The organism is Oscillospiraceae bacterium (genome assembly GCA_035380125.1).
GTDB lineage: Bacteria > Bacillota > Clostridia > Oscillospirales > JAKOTC01 > DAOPZJ01.
On the sequence record DAOSWV010000020.1, the window covers coordinates 1 to 20,020 of the forward strand.

Below are 20,020 nucleotides of genomic sequence, written 5' to 3' on the forward strand. Positions count from 1 at the left end.
TATGTACCGTGCTCTTGCTGACGCCGAAGCGCTTCGCGGCATCCCGAACCGTGGCGCCGGTCGCAGCGATATAAGCCGCAAGCATTAACACCCTGTCCGAGATCGGGTCAAATCCTCCGCATTCCTTCCCGTACCGTCCCCTTCTCATCCTCCGCCCTCCCGATTTTTTTATAATGTATGCGGGTTCGGGTTTAAATAATAACTGTTTTCTGTCGTTTTCTTACCTTTTTCCAATAAAACAAAGAGCACCCCAAAAGGAGTGCTCTTCAAAATTCTAAATTAAGCGGTCGATTACCAAACCCGATAATCTTTTTCTCTTTTTACAAGCGCCTCCAGATAGAAATAATCGCCGAAACAGGTATAATAATGCCGCCCGTTCTGTTCTTTCAGTACACCCATTACCTTTGGGTCGGTGTTGACATACCGCTCCAAATCGGCCATCAGCCCGTCCGCGCCGTTTTTCAATTTTTCATCCTTAGAATATCTGAACAATTCATAAAGCCCGCATGCCGTGATTGCCGCAGCGGAGGTGTCAAGGTTCTGCGGTTCGCTTTTCGGCAGCCGGAAATCCCAAACCGGAACTTTCCCGCCGCTCAGCCGCAAAAAGTCCTTTGCCAACCGTTCACTCGTCTCATAATAACGCTTGTCGCGCGTGTACCCGTATAAAATCGCAAAGCCGTAGACCGCCCAAGCGGTGCCGCGGCTCCAGTGCGACCCGACCGACCATCCGCAGTTGTTGTCCTCGCCGATGGGCGCACCGGTCTCCGGGTTAAAACGATAGGCATGGCAGACCGAACCGTCTTTCCGAATAAAATAATGCATCGTCATGTCGGCATGGGCGCAGGCGATTTTACGGTAAAAGGGATGATTCAGCGTCTCACTTGCCCATAACAGCAGCGGCAGATTCATCATGCAGTCGATGATCGCCATTCCGTCGCTTTTCAGATAGAAAGAGCCGTCGTCACCGAATGGCAGGTCGTCGGGCAGTTCGTTCTGCATGTTGCCCCAGGCGCGGATGTGGCGGCTTTTCGGGTCGAAACGCATCGCCAATACCTGTGCCGCGCGCAAACCGAGTTCCCGCATTTTATCCTCTTTCAGCAACCGGTATAACCCCACCGCATACGGCGTAAATAAAAACCCGAGGTCGTGCATGGTCTGATTCGGGGTCTTGAAAACCTTATCATAATAATCCCCGTAAAAACGCTCACACCAGTCGGTGTATTTCCGGTCTCCGGTATAGGCATACGCCAGCAGCGCCTCTCCGGTGAAAAATGACTGCGTCCAGTTGGAGATGCTGCTCAAAGGCAGGGATTTTTCCCTGTTTTCAAGATAATTCCCCGTTGCGCAGGCCGGATATTCCCGCAAATTGCCGCCCAAAGCGGCGATTGTATGATCGATTTTTTCGATAAAATCCTTGAATTCCATTCTCTCACACCTCGAAGAATTTGATTTCGGTTTTCACCCGAATCTCTTTTGCCGGTTCGGTCATCAGACGCAGCACGGTGATCGGCCTTTGCTGCGCGTCGATCATGCCCGTGTCCGTAGCGAGCGAAATTTTCAAATCGGTCTCGAATTTCAAAACCGCAGCGGCTTTCCCGACCCGAACAGATGCGCCGTGATCGGTGATCTCCCACTTGCCGTACGAGACGAAGTTGACGGTAAGCCCGTCTTCGTGCGTCAGCTCCCAGGTATCGGTGAACACAAGACCGTTTTCCGAAAATTCTCCCGCCCGTTCGCCTTTTAGCGCAATACCGGGGAAAAGCGCTTTTTGGTCGCTGCAAAACGCAAGGCCGTTTTTCGTCTTTTTTAAATACTTGATCTCCGGCACATAGTCATTCCAAAACGAATTGTCCAGCACCAGTGTTCCGTTTGCCTGCGCCTTTTTGTCGGAGGCGATCCCGTCGGCTTTTTCGCTCTTGATTTTCATCTGCCGTCCCGTCGGATAGGCGACGTTGTGGTAGGTTTGCAGCACCATATGGCGCGACATCGCGTTGTTATAAGAGACAATGCCGGGGTCGGCAAAAAGCGCCTCATCGGCATAATGCAGAATAAAACTGCCCCGATCTCCGTGGTAGTGGCAGGTCATCGGGTTGCGCTCGGCGAAATACCAGAACTTCCCCTTATCGAATTCATATGACGCCAGCCCGGATTTTTCAAAGATCACCCATTCGGGCGGCATTTTCTGCGGCACGGGCTTTTCATGCGCGATAAAATCGCACAGCATGATAAAATTCAAGCTGTTTTCGATTTCAAGCTCTTCGGGATTCCCCGCCAATCTCTTTTCGACATGTGCCATACCCGCCTCAAAGCCGAGATAGCGCGCATAGGCCGCGATCAAAAACGGCGACTGCCGCTTGTTGCCCCAGCTGTTGGTGTAGACGAAATCCTCGTTTTGCTTTGCCCTCGAAAACAGGCATTCGAGATATTTGAAGGACAGCAGCACCCGGTCCGGCACGATGTCTTTGACCGGCACACCTTTCATGCGCGCGTAGGCCATCCACAGGGTAAAGGAGGAGTTAAATGAGTAAAAATAATACCCCGGACCCTCGCAGCAGTGACCCTCTTCGTTGAGATAGTTGTTGACGATTTCAACGTTTTGCCGGTAATAAGATTCGATTTTTTCCATGCCGGCATATTCATCGTCCCCGAGGATTTTCAAACCGAGCGCCGCAATCGCCCTGCCCGACGACTCGACCACGCCCTGATTCATAAACCGCCGATAGCAGACCTCGTCGCAGCATCTCTCGATGGTCGGGAAGTGTTTTTTCATTCCAACCAGAATCCGTTTTTTGGCTTCTTCCGTCAACACACCGCCCAAAAACCCGAGCGCATAGGTGATCTCGCGGCATACACCCTCCTCGGTAAAGCAGACGTGGTGCCAGTTCGAACCGGGCATGTTGGCCTGCGGACCCTCGAACCAAAAAGGCGTGACCGCGATCGACAGCAGCATGCGCGCCGCCAGCATCGTCCATTTCGGATTTTTATGCACATACCCCGCGACTGCCATCAGCGTCAAAACACTTTTGAGTTCGAGGCGGTTTCTGTCCCGGACGCGGACATAGCGGTACATATGCTCCTTAACCGCAAGATATTGCCGGATTTCCTTTTCCGGCACAAAATTTTCATACGCGGCGGCTTTTTTGGCAAGCTGTTCAAACGCCGGCTTCATCCGTATATCGGCTCGAGCCTTTTCGATCATCGCGTCTAACTCTTTTTGCCCGTAAAAGACATTGTCCCGCAAATCAGGCTGCGCATGGATCAGATAGTTGTCAAACGAATGTTCGTCGTATTTCGGCAGGGCATCTTCGATCAAATGTTCTTTATCACTACATAATACGCCGACCCAACCCAATGAGATGATATGAGAGGAAATCGCCGAACCGCATGCGTCGAACGTGAGCGTAAATGAGGTCAGCATCCGTTTGCCGTTCATGTCCGCCGATACCGTTCCCGCGATCTCGATCGGCGCGTTTGCGCCGAAAACATTTTCAAACAGTTTTATTTCTTCGCCGTTCACAATTGCGGTGCCGCCGACTTTGACATACGGCGGAGGATTGATAAAAAACAACAGCCGATCATATTCCCCCATATCGACCATGCCGTTCCAGGTCACGCCGAATGTTTCGGATTTCCCCGTCAGCATGCAGCAGTCCCACGATTGAACCAAAACGGCGTTTTCAGCCGTGAATTCGCTTGTATCGTTTAAATTGACGTCGAACATCGGAAGGAAAATCCCCTCCGCCTCATTAATTTTAATGATTTCCTTGTTCATACGCATCTCCCGCAGCCCTCAATATGATTTCGCATAAAATTATCGCATTCCCGACCCGTGATGTCAACCTTTTCACGCTTTCGGCCGCCTTTGATGCAAAACAAATTTCAAGGTTGAAAAATGGCATATTTTGCTGTATAATATGAACCAAGTAAAAATCGCCGCGACACCGCAAACGGTCCCCGCATTCTCAAACACGACAGACAGACCCCCGCCGGCAGAAAGGGACGTTATGAACATCGGATACGCCTGTTTGGCCGTTGCCGTACCCGGAAGCGAACTGAAAAGCTGCACGCTGAAAAACGCGCAGCCGGAACGCCTTCTGCCGCTCATCGCACACAACCTGAACGCGCTCGAGACCCTGATCGACTACAATATCAAAAACGGTATCAAACTCTTTCGCATCTCCTCGGATCTGATTCCGTTCGGTTCAAGCGCCGCGGCAAAACTGCCTTGGCAAGATCTTTATGCCGATCGGTTCACCGCCATCGGGCAAAAAATCCGCGACTCCCATCTGCGCGTCTCGATGCACCCCGGGCAGTACACCGTTCTCAATTCGCCCGATGAATCCGTGGCTGAACGCGCCTCACAGGACCTCGCTTACCATGCAAAGTTGCTCGATGCCCTCGGTCTCGACGCAAGCCATAAAATCATCCTCCACCTCGGCGGTGCATATGATAACAAAGAGCAGGCCAAAGCCCGTTTTCTGTCCCGCTTTCACCAACTCGACCCGAAGATCAAAAATCGCCTTTTGCTCGAAAACGACGACACGGTTTTCAACATCAAAGATGTGCTTGAAACGGCTCTTGCCGCTCAAATCCCCGTGGTGTTCGACAACCTGCACCATGCTGTGAATCCGCCCGAAGAATCCCGTTCCGACCGCGAATGGATCAGACAATGCGCCGCCACATGGCACGAAAAAGACGGCAGCCCCAAAATCCACTATTCGCAGCAGAATCCGCAGAAAAAGCCCGGCGCGCATTCCGATTTTATCCGCATCGACCCGTTTTTAAATTTTATCCGTCCGCTTTCGGATTTAGACGTTGACATCATGCTCGAAGTCAAGGACAAAAACCGTTCCGCGTTAAAGTGCCTCAACTGTATTTCCCACCGAGGCATTGCCGCATTGGAAGCCGAGTGGGCGCGTTATAAATACCGCATCCTCGAACATTCCCCGGGACATTATCAAACCGCCCGGAAACTGCTGCAAGATAAAACCGCATATCCCGCTCTGCCGTTTTATCGCCTGATTGAAGAAGCCCTCGATCTGCCGATCGAACCCGGAAACGCGGCCAACGCCGCACAGCACGTTTGGGGATATTTCAAAGACAAAGCGACACAAACCGAGAAAAAACGCTTTCAGATCCTGTTGCAAAAATACGCCGCAGGTGAATCTCAACTCAAATCGGTCAAAAACCATTTCCTGCGGCTCGCGGAGAAATATTGTGAAAATTACCTGCTCGAAGGGTATTATCTCTATCAATAACAAGGAGTGTTCGAAAATGAAGAAAATGAAAGACAAAACCAAAATCAGCGGACTGTTTAAATTCCTGATCGCATTGGCCTTTGTCGGGATGGTAACGGTCAATGCCTTGGCAAACATCCTGCCTCTCAACGGCATCGGGACGGGTGCGGTCTCCGATTCGTATCCCAATCTGTTCGCACCGGCGGGATATACGTTTGCGATTTGGGGCTTGATCTATCTGCTGCTCGCGCTGTCAACCCTCTATCAACTCGGCCTTTTCCGCTCAAGCGAAACAGAAGACATCATCCTGATGCGCAAAGTCGGATTCATGTTTGCCGTATCATCATTGACCAACGCCGCCTGGATTTTCGCTTGGCATTATAACCGCATCGCATTGTCGTTTATTTTGATGGTGCTTTTGCTGCTCTATCTGATGGATATTGTCGTCAACATCAACGCCAAAGCCCTGACCACGCGCGAAAAATGGTTCTTGCGCCTGCCCTTTTCGGTCTACTTCGGCTGGATCACGGTGGCGACGATTGCGAACGCCGCAACCCTGCTCGTGAGCGTTAGCTGGGATCGTTTCGGCCTGTCTGAACCCGCTTGGACCATCATCATGCTTTCGGTAGGCGCATTGATCGGCATTATCACGATTCTCCGGCTCAAAGACGTCGCCTACGGGCTGGTATTGATTTGGGCCTATACCGGCATTCTGGTCAAACACCTGTCGGCCTCGGGCTTCAACGGGCAATACCCCAACGTCATCCTCACCGTCATCATCTGCCTTGCCCTGTTTGCCGCCGCAGTGATTTTCTCGACATTAACCCTTAAAAAGAAAAGGAACTCCTGATAAATTTACTATAACGAGGTTCCCCATGAACAGAACATACGATGCGATTGCGGTCGGCGGCGGATTGGCCGGATTGACTGCCGCCGCTTACCTCTGCCGAGGCGGACACCGTACGCTGCTGCTCGAAAAAAACCGAAAGACGGGCGGCCTTGTCAATACCTTTCAATATCGCGGTTTCGCTTTTGATGCCGGTATCCGGGCGTTTGAGGACTCGGGCATCCTGTTTCCCATGCTCAAAAATCTCGGCATCGAGATGCTGTTGGTCAAAAATCCGGTTTCAATCATTTTCGAAAACCGTCGGGTTCTGCTGACCTCGCGAGAGAGTTTAAACGATTACGCCGACGCACTGACCGATCTATTTCCCGAAAACGCAGCGGATATCGCAAAAATCGCAGCCGAGATCGAAAAAGTCATGGATTATATGGATGTGCTGTACGGCATCGACAATCCGCTGTTTATGGAAAATCCCAAGCCCGAATATCTGATGAAAACCCTTTTGCCGTGGCTGCTGCGCTATCAGGTCAATATCCGAAAAGCGAGCCGCCTCAATGAGCCGATTCAGACCTATCTGCGCCGTTTCACCGACAACACGGCGCTGATCGATATGATCACTCAACACTTTTTCAAAGACACGCCGTCCTTTTTTGCCCTGAGTTATTTCGGGCTCTATCTCGATTACCGTTACCCGCAGGGCGGCACCGGCACGCTGGCCGAAAAAGTATCCGATTATATCCGCACCCACGGCGGCGAAATTCTGACCGAAACCGCCGTAACCCGCGTCGATGTCGAGGCGCACGAACTCACGGCGAACGGCGAGATCTATCACTATCAAAAACTCGTTTGGGCCGCCGATCAGCAGACCCTTTATCAAATTGCCGAACATGCCGACACCTCCGCCGAAAAACAGCGCGCACTCGCCGAACAAAGCGAAGGTGGTGATTCGATTCTCACGGTATTTATGGGCGTTGATTGCGATAAGCCCTATTTTGAAGACCGCTGCGGCGCACATGCGTTTTATACCCCGATCCCCGAGGGGCTTTCGTCGCTGCCCGATTGGCGCAAAGCCGCCGAAAAAGGCGAAGACACACTCTGGCAGTGGCTTGAGGAATTCCTCCGGTGTACGACCTATGAGATCTCCTGTCCGTCTCTGCGCGACATCACGCTTGCGCCCGATGGGCAGACCGGTGTCATCGTCAGCACTCTGATGGATTACCGATTGGTCAAACACTTTGCCGAAGCAGGTAAATACGAGCCATTCAAGCAGTTCTGCACCGATAAAATCCTGAATGCGCTTGAATCACTGTTGCCCGAACTGCGTCAAAACCAGTTGTTTTCGATGTGCTCCACCCCGATGACCATTGAGCGCGAGACAGGCAATAAACAGGGTGCGATTACGGGTTGGGCGTTCACGGGCGCAATGCCCGCCGAAAACCGCTTTCAAAAAATCGCGAACTCGGTCAATACCCCGCTCAAAGACGTCGTCCAGTGCGGACAGTGGACGTTCAGCCCGTCCGGGCTTCCGGTCTCGATTCTCACGGGCAAATTGGCTGCCGACGCCGTACATAAACAATTGAAAGGTAAAACGACATGACGGATTTCTGGATCGTCCTGTCCATCATCCTGCTCGGATTTGCTTCGGCGGCGGTGCTGTTTTTCCGCTTCCCGCGCCTGCCGAAAGCAAAACCCGAAGCCGAGCGTTTTCCGCTGCTCTCGGTCATCATTCCCGCCCGTAACGAGGAAAAAAACCTGCCGCTTCTGTTGTCCGATCTGGGCGCACAAACCCTTGCCCCGCTCGAAATCATCTGCGTTGACGATGCTTCAACCGATTCGACCGCGCAAATCGCCTTGGATTTTGATATAAAACTGATCTCCCTGCGCGAAAAACCCGCAGGCTGGACGGGCAAGACCTGGGCTTGCCAAAACGGCACCAATCAGGCAAAAGGCGAATTGCTGCTGTTTCTCGACGCCGACGTCCGCCTGCAAAAAGACGGGCTTGCGCGGATATTGCAGGCCTATGAAAATTCCCGCTGCACCGTCTCGGTGCAGCCCTATCACCGCACTGTAAAATACTACGAGCAGTTTTCGCTGCCGTTCAATCTGATCCAACTCGCGGGCAACGGCACCGCCCTGCCGAAGCCGAAAAACGTCGGCCTGTTCGGGCCGGTGATTCTGATGCCGAAACCCGATTATATCGCCGTCGGCGGCCACGAACGCGCCCGAAAAAGCGTGGTCGAGGACATGACACTGGGTCAAAATCTGAAAAAATCCGGTCTTTCTTATCGCGTTTTTGTCGGCGACATCGACGTCGCTTTTCGGATGTACGGCGGCGGGTTCGGCGATCTGCTGCAGGGCTGGGTCAAAAATATCGCCACAGGCGCGGTCAAAACGCCGCTGTTCGTGTTCGCAATGGTCTTTTTCTGGATCGCCTCGATGTGTTCCGTCCCGCTGCAAATTTTCAAATACGCCGCTGCGGGCGACCTCTTTTTCACGGGGCTTTTTGCGCTTTTGTATCTGCTCTGGGTCACGGTTTTGACATTGCTTTCAAGGCGGGTCGGTCGCTTTCGGTTCGCGGCGGTTTTGCTCTATCCGATTTTGTTGGCGGTGATGCTGGCCGTTTTCGCGGTGTCGGCGTTCAATAAGCTGTTCGGCTTGAATGTCCGCTGGAAAGGCAGAGCCGTCCCCACGCGCGAAAAATCCGAAGACCCGGACGAAAAGGAGGAAAATTGCGCATGCAGGTGATCTTTTTGCCCATCGGATGGACGCTTGTCCTCTGTTTTGTCGTCTGGCCGGTTCTGCAAGTCGGCGCGGCGTTGGTCGCCCTGTTTTTGCCCGACCGCATTTATACGCCCGACCGCTTCTTTTTCAAAGCCCACCGGTTCGAGCGGGAGGGCCGCATCTACGATAAAATCTTCAAGGTCAGCCGTTGGAAGCACCTGCTGCCGGACGGCGGCATGGTCTGGAAGAAGCACGGATTTGCAAAGAAGCGCCTGACGGATTTTTCGCCGCAAAACCTTTCACGGTTTTTAATCGAGTCGGCGCGCGGCGAGCTGACCCATTGGCTGGCGATTCTACCCTTTTGGGTATTCGGATTTTTCACCCCGCCGGGCGTGGTGTGGCTGATGCTTTTATACGCGCTCGCCGTCAACATGCCCTGCATCCTCGCCCAGCGCTACAACCGCCCGCGCATCAAACGGGTGATGGAGAGAAAAAGGGGATAAGTTGAAAACTGTAAATTTTTGTGATATATTTATTTTAATTAATCCAGCGAACAACTGACTAGGATATGAGGTTTTAGATATGAATAAAAAATTAAAAGAAAATTTTAAGATCATCGGATTCATTTGTCTTTTAATGCTTTTAATTTTATATTTCATTTTTTCAAAACAATTAAATATTTATTCAAGAATAGGCAATCTAATCATAACACTTCCTCTTATTTTAGTATTATTTATGTATATAATAAGCTTTTCTGTTTTTCACAGAATAATTGTTTTCTTACTCAATTGTTATGATGAACTCTATATTTTATATATAATATTTATATCGTTGGGAGCATGTGCAGAATATAGTAAAGATAAAAACTCTATAGTAGCGTTAATTACTTTAATAGCCGGTATAGCTTTTGATATTTTTATATTAATAAATTATAGTAAAACAATTATTATTAGCTATTCTAAAAACAAGTTATCTTTAAAAGACCTCCACCACTTCATAATAGGATTTTTAGGTTCAATCACCGCTTTTGTGAATCTTTATTGTATAGCATTTATTTATTCTCAAAATGCATTCACGGGCATTGATACAACAAGTACTTTATCTATATTTGTGGACATCTACTTATTTGCTGTTCAGATTTTCTCTCTCCAAACAATAGTAAATATTGTTCCAAATTGCACTATAGCAAAAACTATTTGCCTTATTGAAATGTTATTTTTCACTTTTTTTATTGTTATAATTGTTTTGAATATTATTGGTAATAAACTCGAAGATGGTAGCAAAAAATGAATTATATCAAAAATGTTACTAGAATTATAAGGAGGAATAAATAGTGGGTTTATATATTGAAGTACCATATGAAGAAAACGATCAGGCACAAGAAAAAGGTGCGATCTGGGATGACCGAGAAAAAATGTGGTTTGTACAATCTAGAGATGAGTATAGCAAATTTATTAAGTGGATTAATGGAAATATTATTGCGCTAGATGAATTTTTTATAATCAAAGGAAATCAAAAATGTTTTCGCTGTGGACAAGTTACCCCTGTGATTGCATTTGGCTTTGAGAAATATTATGCTATTGATACAATTGAAGATACTGATAAAATAATTTATTCATGTGAAAACATTCTTATTAGCGATGCCCCCGACAATATTCCACCACATTTTAAAAACCTTCTACATGACAATTTTAATTTTTATTGGGACCTTTCTAAAACCATTAATAAATTCTATAATAGTAATCATTGTCAATATTGTAGCGTTATACAAGGCAATTATTACTTATTTAATGAAGATGAAAGTCCTTTCTTTATAGATGGAATTGAACAAGCAGAAAAACTCATTGTTTATCGAATAAATATCGAAAACGATATTCCTTTAATAGTTAATAGTGAGACATTCAATAATTTCATTGATAAAACCTTTAAACAGCACCTACATTACGTCAATACGAATTGGAATTGGGAATAGTCGGAGGAAAACCATGAATATACTTCAAACTATATACAATACTATTTTTAACTTTCTTGCTAATCTTACAATAGAACAAATAACACTTATTTCAATATTTGTAACCCTAATTATCTTTTTATCCGGTAGAAAATCTGAAGTAAAATTTAAAAAACTGGAGCTCCGGCGAGAAGAATACAAAAAATTCATCCACTTGCTTCAAAAAGTTTATACAAATAAAATTAAGCCAGATGAAAAGACAAAAAATGAATTTTTCGAGTCAGGTGCCTCTTTATTAATTTATGGTTCAAAAAAGATATATAAGAAATACGTTTTTTTCAGAGAATACACGACAAATCCTTTAATTGTAAACAATAAACACAACACAAAAGAAATAGGATTATACATCATCGCCGATATTTTACAGACTATCCGACATGAAGTTGGAATGTCTCGGTTTGGTGAACTTGAATCAAATGAGGTTCTATCCTTCTATGTAAATGATATTGGTATGAACCCACTTTCAAAAATTCAATCATATCAAGCGAAATATAATATTTTCATTATAAAAGCCGAATTGTTTGCATTCAATAGATGCAAATTCACGTTTACAAAAAAGATTTATTATTATTTTATTAAACCTGTTTTTGGCCTATTAGGACTATTTTTAAAATACATTTTTGTAATACCATTAGGACGATTTCTTAAAATTCTTTTTCCTAAATGGGCAGATCAAATTGAAAAAGAGAATGGTAACTCATCTCCCCACTAAATTTCACAAAACAGTTGACATCTTTGCCTTTCTTCGCTTATAATGCTATTAAGTTCCGGGATTGGACGGAAAAAGGTCTTAAAACTTTTTGGGAGAACTTTATGAAACCCAACCAGACAGCGCGTTATTATTACTTTTATTACTTCTTTTGGAACAAATCAAAAGAAGTGATTCGCGTTGCCAATAACTGAGACCTTAAAGGGGTTCACCCGATAAGAAATCACAGGGCCGTGCAGAATCACTGCACAGGCCCTTTTTGATTTAAAACAGAGAGAAAACCTTTTGAAAAAGGTTAAGGCAAGCCAAAACTTCCGATAATAAAATAACAGACAGCGAAAGGAAAGACAACTATGATAGCGGTATTAAAACACGGAACCTCCAAGGAGCAGCGCGACAGCTTAATCAAATGGTTCGAGGGCATGGGGCTTTCGACCTACGTCTCCGAGGGCGAATATCACACCATCATCGGCCTGGTCGGCGACACCAGCAAGGTCGACATCAACCTGCTCGAGGGGCTTTCGATCATCGAGAGCGTCAAACGCATCACCGAGCCGTTCAAAAAGGCCAACCGCAAATTCCACGAGCAGCCCACGGTGGTGGACGTCTCCGGCGTCAAAATCGGCGGCGGCAATTTTCAGATCATCGCCGGCCCCTGTTCGGTCGAGACGCACGATCAGATTCTCTCTGTCGCCAGAAGCGTGAAAAAATCCGGCGCGTCGATTCTGCGCGGCGGCGCGTTCAAACCCCGTACCTCACCCTATGATTTTCAGGGTCTGCACGGCGAGGGGCTGGAACTGCTGCTCGAGGCCAAGCGCGAGACCGGCCTGCCCATTGTCTCCGAGATCATGAACATCAACGATCTCCCGCTGTTTGATCCGGTGGACATGATTCAGGTCGGCGCGCGCAACATGCAAAACTTTGATTTGTTAAAAGCCCTCGGTCAGACCCAAAAGCCGATTCTGCTCAAACGCGGCCTCGCCAACAATCTCAAAGAACTGCTGATGAGCGCCGAATATATCATGGCGGGCGGCAACGAAAACGTCATTTTATGCGAACGCGGCATCCGTACCTTCGAGACCTACACCCGCAACACATTGGACTTGTCGGCGGTCGCAGTGCTGCACGAGATGACCCATCTGCCGATCGTGGTCGATCCCAGCCACGCCATCGGCATCTCCCGTTTCGTCGAACCCATGGCGATGGCGGCGACGGCGGCGGGCGCCGACGGTCTGATGATCGAAGTCCACAACGACCCCGAACACGCGCTCAGCGACGGCGCGCAGTCGGTCACGCCCGAGCAGTTCGAAACCATGGCCGCCAAAATCCTCAAGGTGAGGGAGGCACTCTCATGATTATCGGCATCGTAGGCCTCGGCCTGATCGGCGGTTCGCTTGCAAAGGCATACAAAGCCGCCGGAGCCATCACGGTTTTGGGCGCGGATGCCGACCCCTCCACGCAGGAATTCGCCCGCATTTCCGGGGCAATCGACGGATTTCTGACACCCGAGACGATAAACACCTGCGACGGCATTTTAATCGCAATCTCGCCCGAACGCGCCGCCAACTGGCTGCGCGAAAATGCCGTGCACATCCCGAAAACCGCGCTCGTCGTCGACTGCTGCGGCACCAAGCGCAATATCTGCGCGGTCGGATTCGCAATGGCAAACCAATACGGCTTTGAATACGCGGGCGGTCACCCGATGGCCGGCACCCACCAATGGGGCTTTAAAAGCAGCCGCGCCGATCTTTTCAAAAATGCCTGTTTCGTCGTCGTGCCCCGCGTGTTCGACGACATCAACCTGCTCGAACGCATCAAACAGCTGATTCTGCCTGCGGGCTTCGGCTCGGTCTCGGTGATCACTGCCGAAAAGCACGACTGCATCATCGCCTTTACTTCGCAGCTGGCCCATGTGGTCTCAAACGCCTATATCAAAAGCCCGACCGCGCTCGAACACCGGGGCTTTTCGGCGGGCTCCTATCAGGATCTGACCCGCGTCGCATGGCTCAATCCCGACATGTGGGCGGAACTGTTTTTGGAAAACGGCGACAACCTCGTGCACGAACTCGACACCATCATCGCCTCACTGACCGAATACCGCGACGCCATCACTGCAAACGATAAAGCGACGCTTCGAAAACTGCTCGACGACGGCAGAATCCGCAAAGAGGAGGTCGATGGAAAATGAACACCGTTCTGGTCAACCCGCCCTCCAAGACCTACGAGGTCAAAATCGGCTCCGGCTTGCTCGCACAAGCGGGTGAACTCGCCGCCAAAGTGCATACCCCCGCCAACGCCGTGATTATCACCGACAGCACGGTCGACAAACTCTACTCAGATATTTTGACTAAATCCCTGCAATCCGCCGGTTACACGGTTTTCAAAACCGTCATCCCCGCCGGAGAACAAAGCAAAAACGCCGAGACCTTAATCAATACTTTAAATTTTATGGCCGAGTGCCGCCTGACCCGCGCCGACACGGTTTTTGCCCTCGGCGGCGGGGTCGTCGGCGATCTCGCGGGACTGGCCGCGGCCCTGTTTATGCGCGGCATCGGACTGGTGCAAATTCCGACCACCCTGCTTGCGGCAGTCGATTCCTCGGTCGGCGGCAAAACCGCGATCGATCTGAAAACCGGCAAAAACTTGATCGGTGCTTTTTATCAGCCCGACTTGGTCATCTGCGATACCGACACGCTCAAAACGCTGCCCCCAAGCGAATTTTCCAACGGCTGTGCGGAGGTCATCAAATACGGCTTCATCCGCGACGCCGCCATTTTCGATCTGCTTTCAACGGATAATTTTGACCGCGAGTCGGTCATCACCCGCTGCGTTGAAATCAAGCGCGACGTGGTCTGCGCCGACGAACGGGATACCGGCGAACGCCAGCTGCTCAACTTCGGGCATACCTTCGGCCACGCGGTCGAACAGCGCAGCAATTTCACGCTTCCCCACGGCAGCGCGGTCGCCGTCGGCATGGCGCTGATGACCAAAGCCGCCGTTAAAAAAGGCCTCTGCGACCCGGTATGCCTTGATATCCTTAAAAATCTTCTTGATAAATATAATCTTCCGTCCTCGACTGTTTTTTCCGAGGACGAGATTTTCGACACCGTCTTGACCGACAAAAAACGGTTGTCCGACAAACTGACCCTCGTTGTCCCCCGCAAGCCCGGTCAATGCGATCTGATGAAAATGCCGATCGCGGAAGTCCGTGAGTTTTTACATTTGGGTCTTGAGGGTGTATTATGAATGTAACGATCACACCTGCCCCTTTAAACGGCACCATCGCAGCCATTCCATCCAAATCCCATCTGCACCGCCTGTTGATCTGTGCGGCTTTGGGTGACACCGAACTGTGTCTGCCCTGCCCGAAGCTCTCGCAGGACATCGAGGCCACCGTCCGCTGCCTCAACGCCCTCGGCGCAAAGGTTAAATATCAAAGCAACGAACTCTCCGTCATTCCGATCGCTTCTTCCGATCAAAACGTCACGCTCGACTGCGGCGAGAGCGGCTCTTTATACCGTTTTCTTGTTCCTGTTATCGGCGCATTAAATAAAAACGCGACTTTTAAACTCTCGGGCAAACTGCCCGAACGCCCGATGGACGCTTTGTGGAACACGCTCGAGGCCCACGGCGCGGTCATCACCGGCAAGGGTACGGCGACCCCAATCGTCTCGGGTATTCTCACCTCCGGCAGATACGAGATCCCCGGCGACATCTCCTCCCAGTTCATCAGCGGCCTGCTGTTTGCTCTGCCGCTGCTGTCCGGAGACAGCGAGATCGTCATTTCGGGGCAGACCCAGTCGGTCGGTTATATCCAAATGACCCTCGACGCATTGACTGCTTTTTCAATCAAAGCCATCCCGACGCCGACCGGATTTTCCATCCCCGGAAATCAAACATATCATGCGATAAACACGCCCATTCCCGAGGGCGATTGGTCCAATTCGGCATTCTGGCTCTGTGCTGCGGCTTGTTCGGGCGAAATCACCGTCACCGGTCTGAATCCGAATTCCGGACAGGGTGACAAAGCCATCTGTGATATCCTGCGGCAGTTCGGTGCATCCGTAAGTCAAATCGACAACGCCGTCACTGTCCGAAAAGGCAACCTGCACGGCATCACCATCGACGCCGCCGATATCCCCGACCTCGTGCCCGCGCTGGCTGTCGTCGCGGCCGCCGCAGACGGTACGACCACGATTCAAAACATCAGCCGCCTGCGCCTCAAAGAGAGCGACCGCGTCGCAACGGTCTGCGGCTTAATCAATGCCCTCGGCGGTAACGCTTCATCCAATGAAAACACGATAACGATTATCGGAAACGGTACACTCACGGGCGGCACCTACGACGCTTTTCAAGATCACCGCATCGTCATGGCGGCGGCTATCGCATCAACGATTTGCAAAAACCCCGTGACCGTCACCAACGCCCAAGCCGTCGACAAATCCTACCCCGAATTCTTTAGCGATTTTTCAAGATTGAACGGAATCTGTAGGGAACGGTCTTGACCGTTCCGAGTACGCGCAACTGCGCGGACGAAAAGTATTATTAACGATTAGAATTTCCAACACCGCTTTAGCGGTGTTAAGGAACGGTCGTCGGACCGTGTCCGTTTACCGTTCCCTACGCCACGAAAGGACTGATAAAAATGTCTTCCTGCTGGGGTCAAAACATACGCATCTCCATCTTCGGCCAATCGCACTCCGAGGCGGTCGGCGTGGTCATCGACGGCCTGCCCGCCGGATTCCGCATCGACCAAGAGGCGCTTGCCGCCTTTATGACCCGCCGCGCACCCGGCCAGAGTAAACTCTCCACGTCGCGTGCGGAGGCCGATACCCCCGAATTCGTCTCGGGTCTCGTCGACGGCGTAACCTGCGGCGCACCCATTTGTATTCTGATTCGGAATACCAACACCCGCCCCGCCGACTACGCCGAACTCAAGGATATGCCACGTCCCGGCCACGCCGATTACACCGCAGGGGTCAAGTATCACGGCTTTCAGGATCCCACGGGCGGCGGTCATTTTTCCGGGCGGCTCACCGCACCGCTCTGTGCCGCAGGCGGCATCTGCCTGCAGCTCTTAGCCGAACGTAATATTTTTATCGGCGCGCATATCCAAAGCATCGCCGGAGTCAACGATAAAAAATTCGACCCCGTAACCGTCTCCAAATCGGATTTCGATAAACTTTCTCATTCCCCATTGACCGTGATTGACCCCAAAGCCGGTGAAGCGATGGAACAAACCATTTTGGAGGCAAAAAAGGCCGGGGACTCGGTCGGCGGCGTGATTGAATGCGCCATTACCGGATTGCCCGTAGGACTCGGCGACCCGATGTTCGACGGTATGGAAAACCGCATATCCTCGATTGTTTTCGGCATTCCCGCCGTCAAGGGCATCGAGTTCGGAAATGGTTTTGAGAGCGCGTTGCTGCACGGCAGCGAAAACAACGACCCTTTCATCGTCGACGGCGAACAGATCCGCACCAAGACTAACAACCACGGCGGTATTTTGGGCGGAATCACTTCGGGCATGCCGTTAATTTTCCGCGCCGCAATCAAGCCCACACCCTCCATTGTCCTCCCGCAGCAGACCGTCAGTTTATCAACGCATACCGAAAAGGAACTTCAAATCCGCGGACGCCACGATCCCTGCATCGTTCCGCGCGCCGTGCCGGTCATCGAAGCCGCCGCCGCACTGGCCGTTTTCGACGCTTCAATGGGCTTTAAAAACTAGTGCCAAGAAGCCAGAGATCAGAGGACAGAGGGCAGAAAAAATTCCCCTCTATGGAGGGGTGGCACGAAGTGCCGGGGTGGTTAAATCAGATTTCCCGCCGCGCGGTACCGCAACTTTTCACTCTTAACTTTTCACTCTTCCCCATACGTCCTCTCTCCTCTCTCTTCTTGCAACGAAAGGATTAAATCATATGATTTTACAAGACAAACGAACCGAACTCGATGCAATCGACGCCCAAATTGTCGATCTGATGGCCCGGCGCATGGGCATCATCAAAGAAATCGGGCATTTTAAAGCCGAAAACAAGATGCCGATTCTCGACTCCGAACGCGAACGCCAGAAGCTGGCTGATCTGGCCAAACAGGCCGGTCCCGAGCTTGCACCGATCACCGATGCGCTGTTCTCGGTGATACTCGACCTCAGCCGTTCGGCGCAGAATCAAATTGTTGCGGGTGAGTCGCCGATTAAAAATATGATTAAAAAGGCCATTGCCGCAACGCCGACTCAATTTCCGACCCGGCCGCTCGTTGCCTGTCAGGGGGTTGAAGGCGCTTATTCGCAGCTGGCCGCCGACCGCATTTTCCCGTCTGGCAGCATCATGTATTTCAACACCTTCGACGGCGTTTTTGCGGCGGTCGAACAAAACCTCTGCCAATACGGCATCCTGCCGCTCGAAAACAGCACCGCAGGTTCGGTCAACCGCATCTACGATCTGATGATGGAACGCCACTGCTACATTGTGCGCAGCAGCCGTATCAAAATCGACCACTGCCTGTTGGTCAATCCGGGCACAAAGCTCTCGGATATCCGCGAGATCGTCTCGATGGAACAAGCCATCGCTCAGAGCCAGCACTTTTTAAAAGACCTGAAAAACGTCAAGGTCACGCCCTGCGCCAACACGGCGGCGGCCTCGAAACTGGTGCGCGAATCCGGCCGAAACGACATCGCGGCGCTGTCTTCGCGCAGCTGTGCCGAACTCTACGGGCTCGAGTGCCTGCGCGAATCGGTGCAGGATCAGGGCAACAACTACACCCGCTTTATCTGTATCTCCAAAAACCTCGAGATTTACCCCGGCGCCAACCGCACCAGTATGATGATGGTGCTGCCCAACCGCAAGGGCTCGCTTTATCGGATTTTATCCCGTTTCAATGCCCTCGGCATCAATTTGATCAAATTGGAGAGCCGCCCGCTGGCCAACAGCGACTTCGAATTTATGTTCTATTTTGACCTCGACGTCTCGGTGTACTCCGACGAATTTTTACGGATTTTCGACGACCTGACCGGCGCGGTCGCGGAACTCAAATACCTGGGCAGTTATACCGAGGTGATCTAAATGCAACGGTTCGGTCTGATCGGACGGACCCTCGTCCACAGCTTTTCCCCCGCCATTCACAGCCAAATTGCCGATTACGAATATAAACTCTACCCTCTTGAGCCCGACAGAGTGGCTGAATTCGTTCAGACCACCGACCTCGACGGATTCAACGTGACCATCCCTTATAAAAAGGACGTCATTCCGCTGTGCAAAGAGATTTCGGTGCGCGCAAAAGCCATCGGCAGCGTCAATACAATGCTGCGCCTGCCCGACGGCGGGTGGTACGGCGACAACACCGATTACGACGGCTTTACTTATCAGCTCGGTAAAGACGCCGAAGCACTTAAGGGCAAAAAAGCGTTGGTGCTCGGCAGCGGCGGCTCATCGCAGACGGTTCAGAAGGTGCTTAACGACTGCGAAATTCCGTTTATCGTCGTTTCCCGCAGCGGTGAGAATAACTACGAAAACATATCCCGCCACGCCGACGCCGAATTGATCGTCAACACCACACCCGTCGGCATGTATCCGCATAACGGCACGTCTCCGGTCGATCTTTCGCTTTTCCCGAACTGCCGTCTTGTGCTCGATTTGATCTATAACCCCGCCAAAACCGCGCTGCTTTTGCAGGCCGAATCCTTACGCATTCCCGCCCGAAACGGCCTCTCGATGTTGGTCGCACAGGGGGTTCGCGCAGGTGAATTATTCTTAAACAAACAGTTGCCCGAAACCCTTATCGAGACCATCACCGACGCCATCCGCCGCCGGACCCTGAATGTCGTTTTAATCGGCATGCCCGGCTGCGGCAAAACCACTGTCGCCAATCTATTATCCGAACTGACCGGCCGCAAAACCGCCGATACCGACGATTTGATTCGGGCAAAAGCCGGTACGGAAATCCCCGAGATTTTCGCCAAACACGGCGAGCCGTATTTCCGAACCCTCGAGGCCGAAGCCCTGCGGGAAGTCAGCAAGGAAAGCGGCTTGATTATCGCGACGGGCGGCGGCATTGTCAAAATACCCGCAAACCTCGATCTGATCCGCCAAAACAGCGTCTGTATCTTCTTGGACACCGACCTTTCGAAACTGGACACCGCGGGGCGCCCGCTCTCCATCTCGACCGGTGTCGAACAGCTTTACGCCGAACGTCTGCCGTTATATAAAAAATGGAGCGACAAAACCTATCACTGCGAAGACCTTGCCCAAACCGCCGCCCAAATCAAAACCGATCTGTCATTCTGAGCGCAGTCGAAGAATCTCGGTCTGATTAAATCTATGAAAACGCACCGAAAGGAACATCGATTTCTGTCATTCTGAGCGCAGTGCGCAAAGCGCACGAAGCCGAAGAATCTCGGACTCATCCAAGCCACCGGAAACATCACTTTTGTCATCCTGAGCTTAGTGCGCAAAGCGCACGAAGCCGAAGAATCTCGGACTCATCCAAGCCACCGGAAA

At 50.9% G+C, this 20,020-nt stretch carries 18 protein-coding genes; 15 read left to right on the plus strand and 3 right to left on the minus strand.

Features of this window, described 5'->3' with window-relative positions:
* The 3 genes from PK629_09045 to PK629_09055 form a co-directional block, all read right to left on the minus strand.
* On the minus strand, positions 1–148 hold a 148-nt coding region (locus PK629_09045; GenBank protein ID HOP11620.1), incomplete at its 3' end, for a sporulation transcriptional regulator SpoIIID.
* Between the two features lie 143 nt (positions 149–291).
* Complete coding sequence (locus tag PK629_09050; GenBank protein HOP11621.1) at positions 292–1,425, minus strand: glycoside hydrolase family 88 protein; 1,134 nt, start codon at positions 1,423–1,425, stop codon at positions 292–294.
* A 4-nt stretch (positions 1,426–1,429) separates the two neighbouring features.
* Positions 1,430–3,772: a hypothetical protein gene (locus PK629_09055; protein ID HOP11622.1), complete on the minus strand. Its 2,343-nt coding sequence runs from the start codon at positions 3,770–3,772 to the stop codon at positions 1,430–1,432.
* Positions 3,773–4,004: 232 nt separating this feature from the next.
* Here PK629_09055 and uvsE point away from each other — a divergent pair, with 232 nt between their 5' ends.
* The 15 genes from uvsE (at position 4,005) to PK629_09130 (ending at position 19,807) form a co-directional block, all read left to right on the plus strand.
* Positions 4,005–5,258, plus strand: coding sequence for a UV DNA damage repair endonuclease UvsE (uvsE, locus tag PK629_09060; protein ID HOP11623.1), 1,254 nt, complete (start codon positions 4,005–4,007; stop codon positions 5,256–5,258).
* A gap of 16 nt (positions 5,259–5,274) precedes the next feature.
* Entirely contained in the window at positions 5,275–6,087 is an 813-nt protein-coding gene (locus tag PK629_09065; protein HOP11624.1) for a tryptophan-rich sensory protein, read from the plus strand.
* Positions 6,088–6,112: 25 nt separating this feature from the next.
* Entirely contained in the window at positions 6,113–7,678 is a 1,566-nt protein-coding gene (locus tag PK629_09070; protein ID HOP11625.1) for an NAD(P)/FAD-dependent oxidoreductase, read from the plus strand.
* Positions 7,675–8,826, plus strand: coding sequence for a glycosyltransferase family 2 protein (locus PK629_09075; GenBank protein ID HOP11626.1), 1,152 nt, complete (start codon positions 7,675–7,677; stop codon positions 8,824–8,826). Before PK629_09070 ends, PK629_09075 begins: the two co-directional genes overlap by 4 nt.
* Positions 8,817–9,305: a hypothetical protein gene (locus PK629_09080; protein ID HOP11627.1), complete on the plus strand. Its 489-nt coding sequence runs from the start codon at positions 8,817–8,819 to the stop codon at positions 9,303–9,305. Before PK629_09075 ends, PK629_09080 begins: the two co-directional genes overlap by 10 nt.
* A 79-nt stretch (positions 9,306–9,384) precedes the next feature.
* On the plus strand, positions 9,385–10,092 hold the full coding sequence (locus PK629_09085) for a hypothetical protein (GenBank protein HOP11628.1): 708 nt from the start codon (positions 9,385–9,387) through the stop codon (positions 10,090–10,092).
* Between the two features lie 43 nt (positions 10,093–10,135).
* Entirely contained in the window at positions 10,136–10,774 is a 639-nt protein-coding gene (locus tag PK629_09090; protein HOP11629.1) for a DUF5710 domain-containing protein, read from the plus strand.
* A 13-nt stretch (positions 10,775–10,787) separates the two neighbouring features.
* A complete protein-coding gene (locus PK629_09095) occupies positions 10,788–11,525 on the plus strand; it encodes a hypothetical protein (GenBank protein ID HOP11630.1) in 738 nt (245 codons plus the stop codon).
* A gap of 350 nt (positions 11,526–11,875) precedes the next feature.
* The gene (gene aroF / locus PK629_09100; protein HOP11631.1) at positions 11,876–12,877 is read left to right on the plus strand and encodes a 3-deoxy-7-phosphoheptulonate synthase; all 1,002 of its coding nucleotides are present in this window, start codon (positions 11,876–11,878) and stop codon (positions 12,875–12,877) included.
* Complete coding sequence (locus tag PK629_09105; protein HOP11632.1) at positions 12,874–13,710, plus strand: prephenate dehydrogenase; 837 nt, start codon at positions 12,874–12,876, stop codon at positions 13,708–13,710. The genes aroF and PK629_09105 overlap by 4 nt, the downstream gene beginning before the upstream one ends.
* Complete coding sequence (aroB, locus tag PK629_09110) at positions 13,707–14,768, plus strand: 3-dehydroquinate synthase (GenBank protein ID HOP11633.1); 1,062 nt, start codon at positions 13,707–13,709, stop codon at positions 14,766–14,768. The genes PK629_09105 and aroB overlap by 4 nt, the downstream gene beginning before the upstream one ends.
* Positions 14,765–16,027, plus strand: coding sequence for a 3-phosphoshikimate 1-carboxyvinyltransferase (gene aroA / locus PK629_09115; GenBank protein ID HOP11634.1), 1,263 nt, complete (start codon positions 14,765–14,767; stop codon positions 16,025–16,027). Before aroB ends, aroA begins: the two co-directional genes overlap by 4 nt.
* A 140-nt stretch (positions 16,028–16,167) precedes the next feature.
* Positions 16,168–17,253, plus strand: a complete 1,086-nt coding sequence (gene aroC / locus PK629_09120) for a chorismate synthase (protein HOP11635.1) — start codon at positions 16,168–16,170, stop codon at positions 17,251–17,253.
* Positions 17,254–17,443: 190 nt separating this feature from the next.
* Positions 17,444–18,586, plus strand: a complete 1,143-nt coding sequence (locus PK629_09125) for a prephenate dehydratase domain-containing protein (GenBank protein HOP11636.1) — start codon at positions 17,444–17,446, stop codon at positions 18,584–18,586.
* On the plus strand, positions 18,587–19,807 hold the full coding sequence (locus PK629_09130; GenBank protein ID HOP11637.1) for a shikimate kinase: 1,221 nt from the start codon (positions 18,587–18,589) through the stop codon (positions 19,805–19,807).
* Positions 19,808–20,020: the final 213 nt, after the last annotated feature.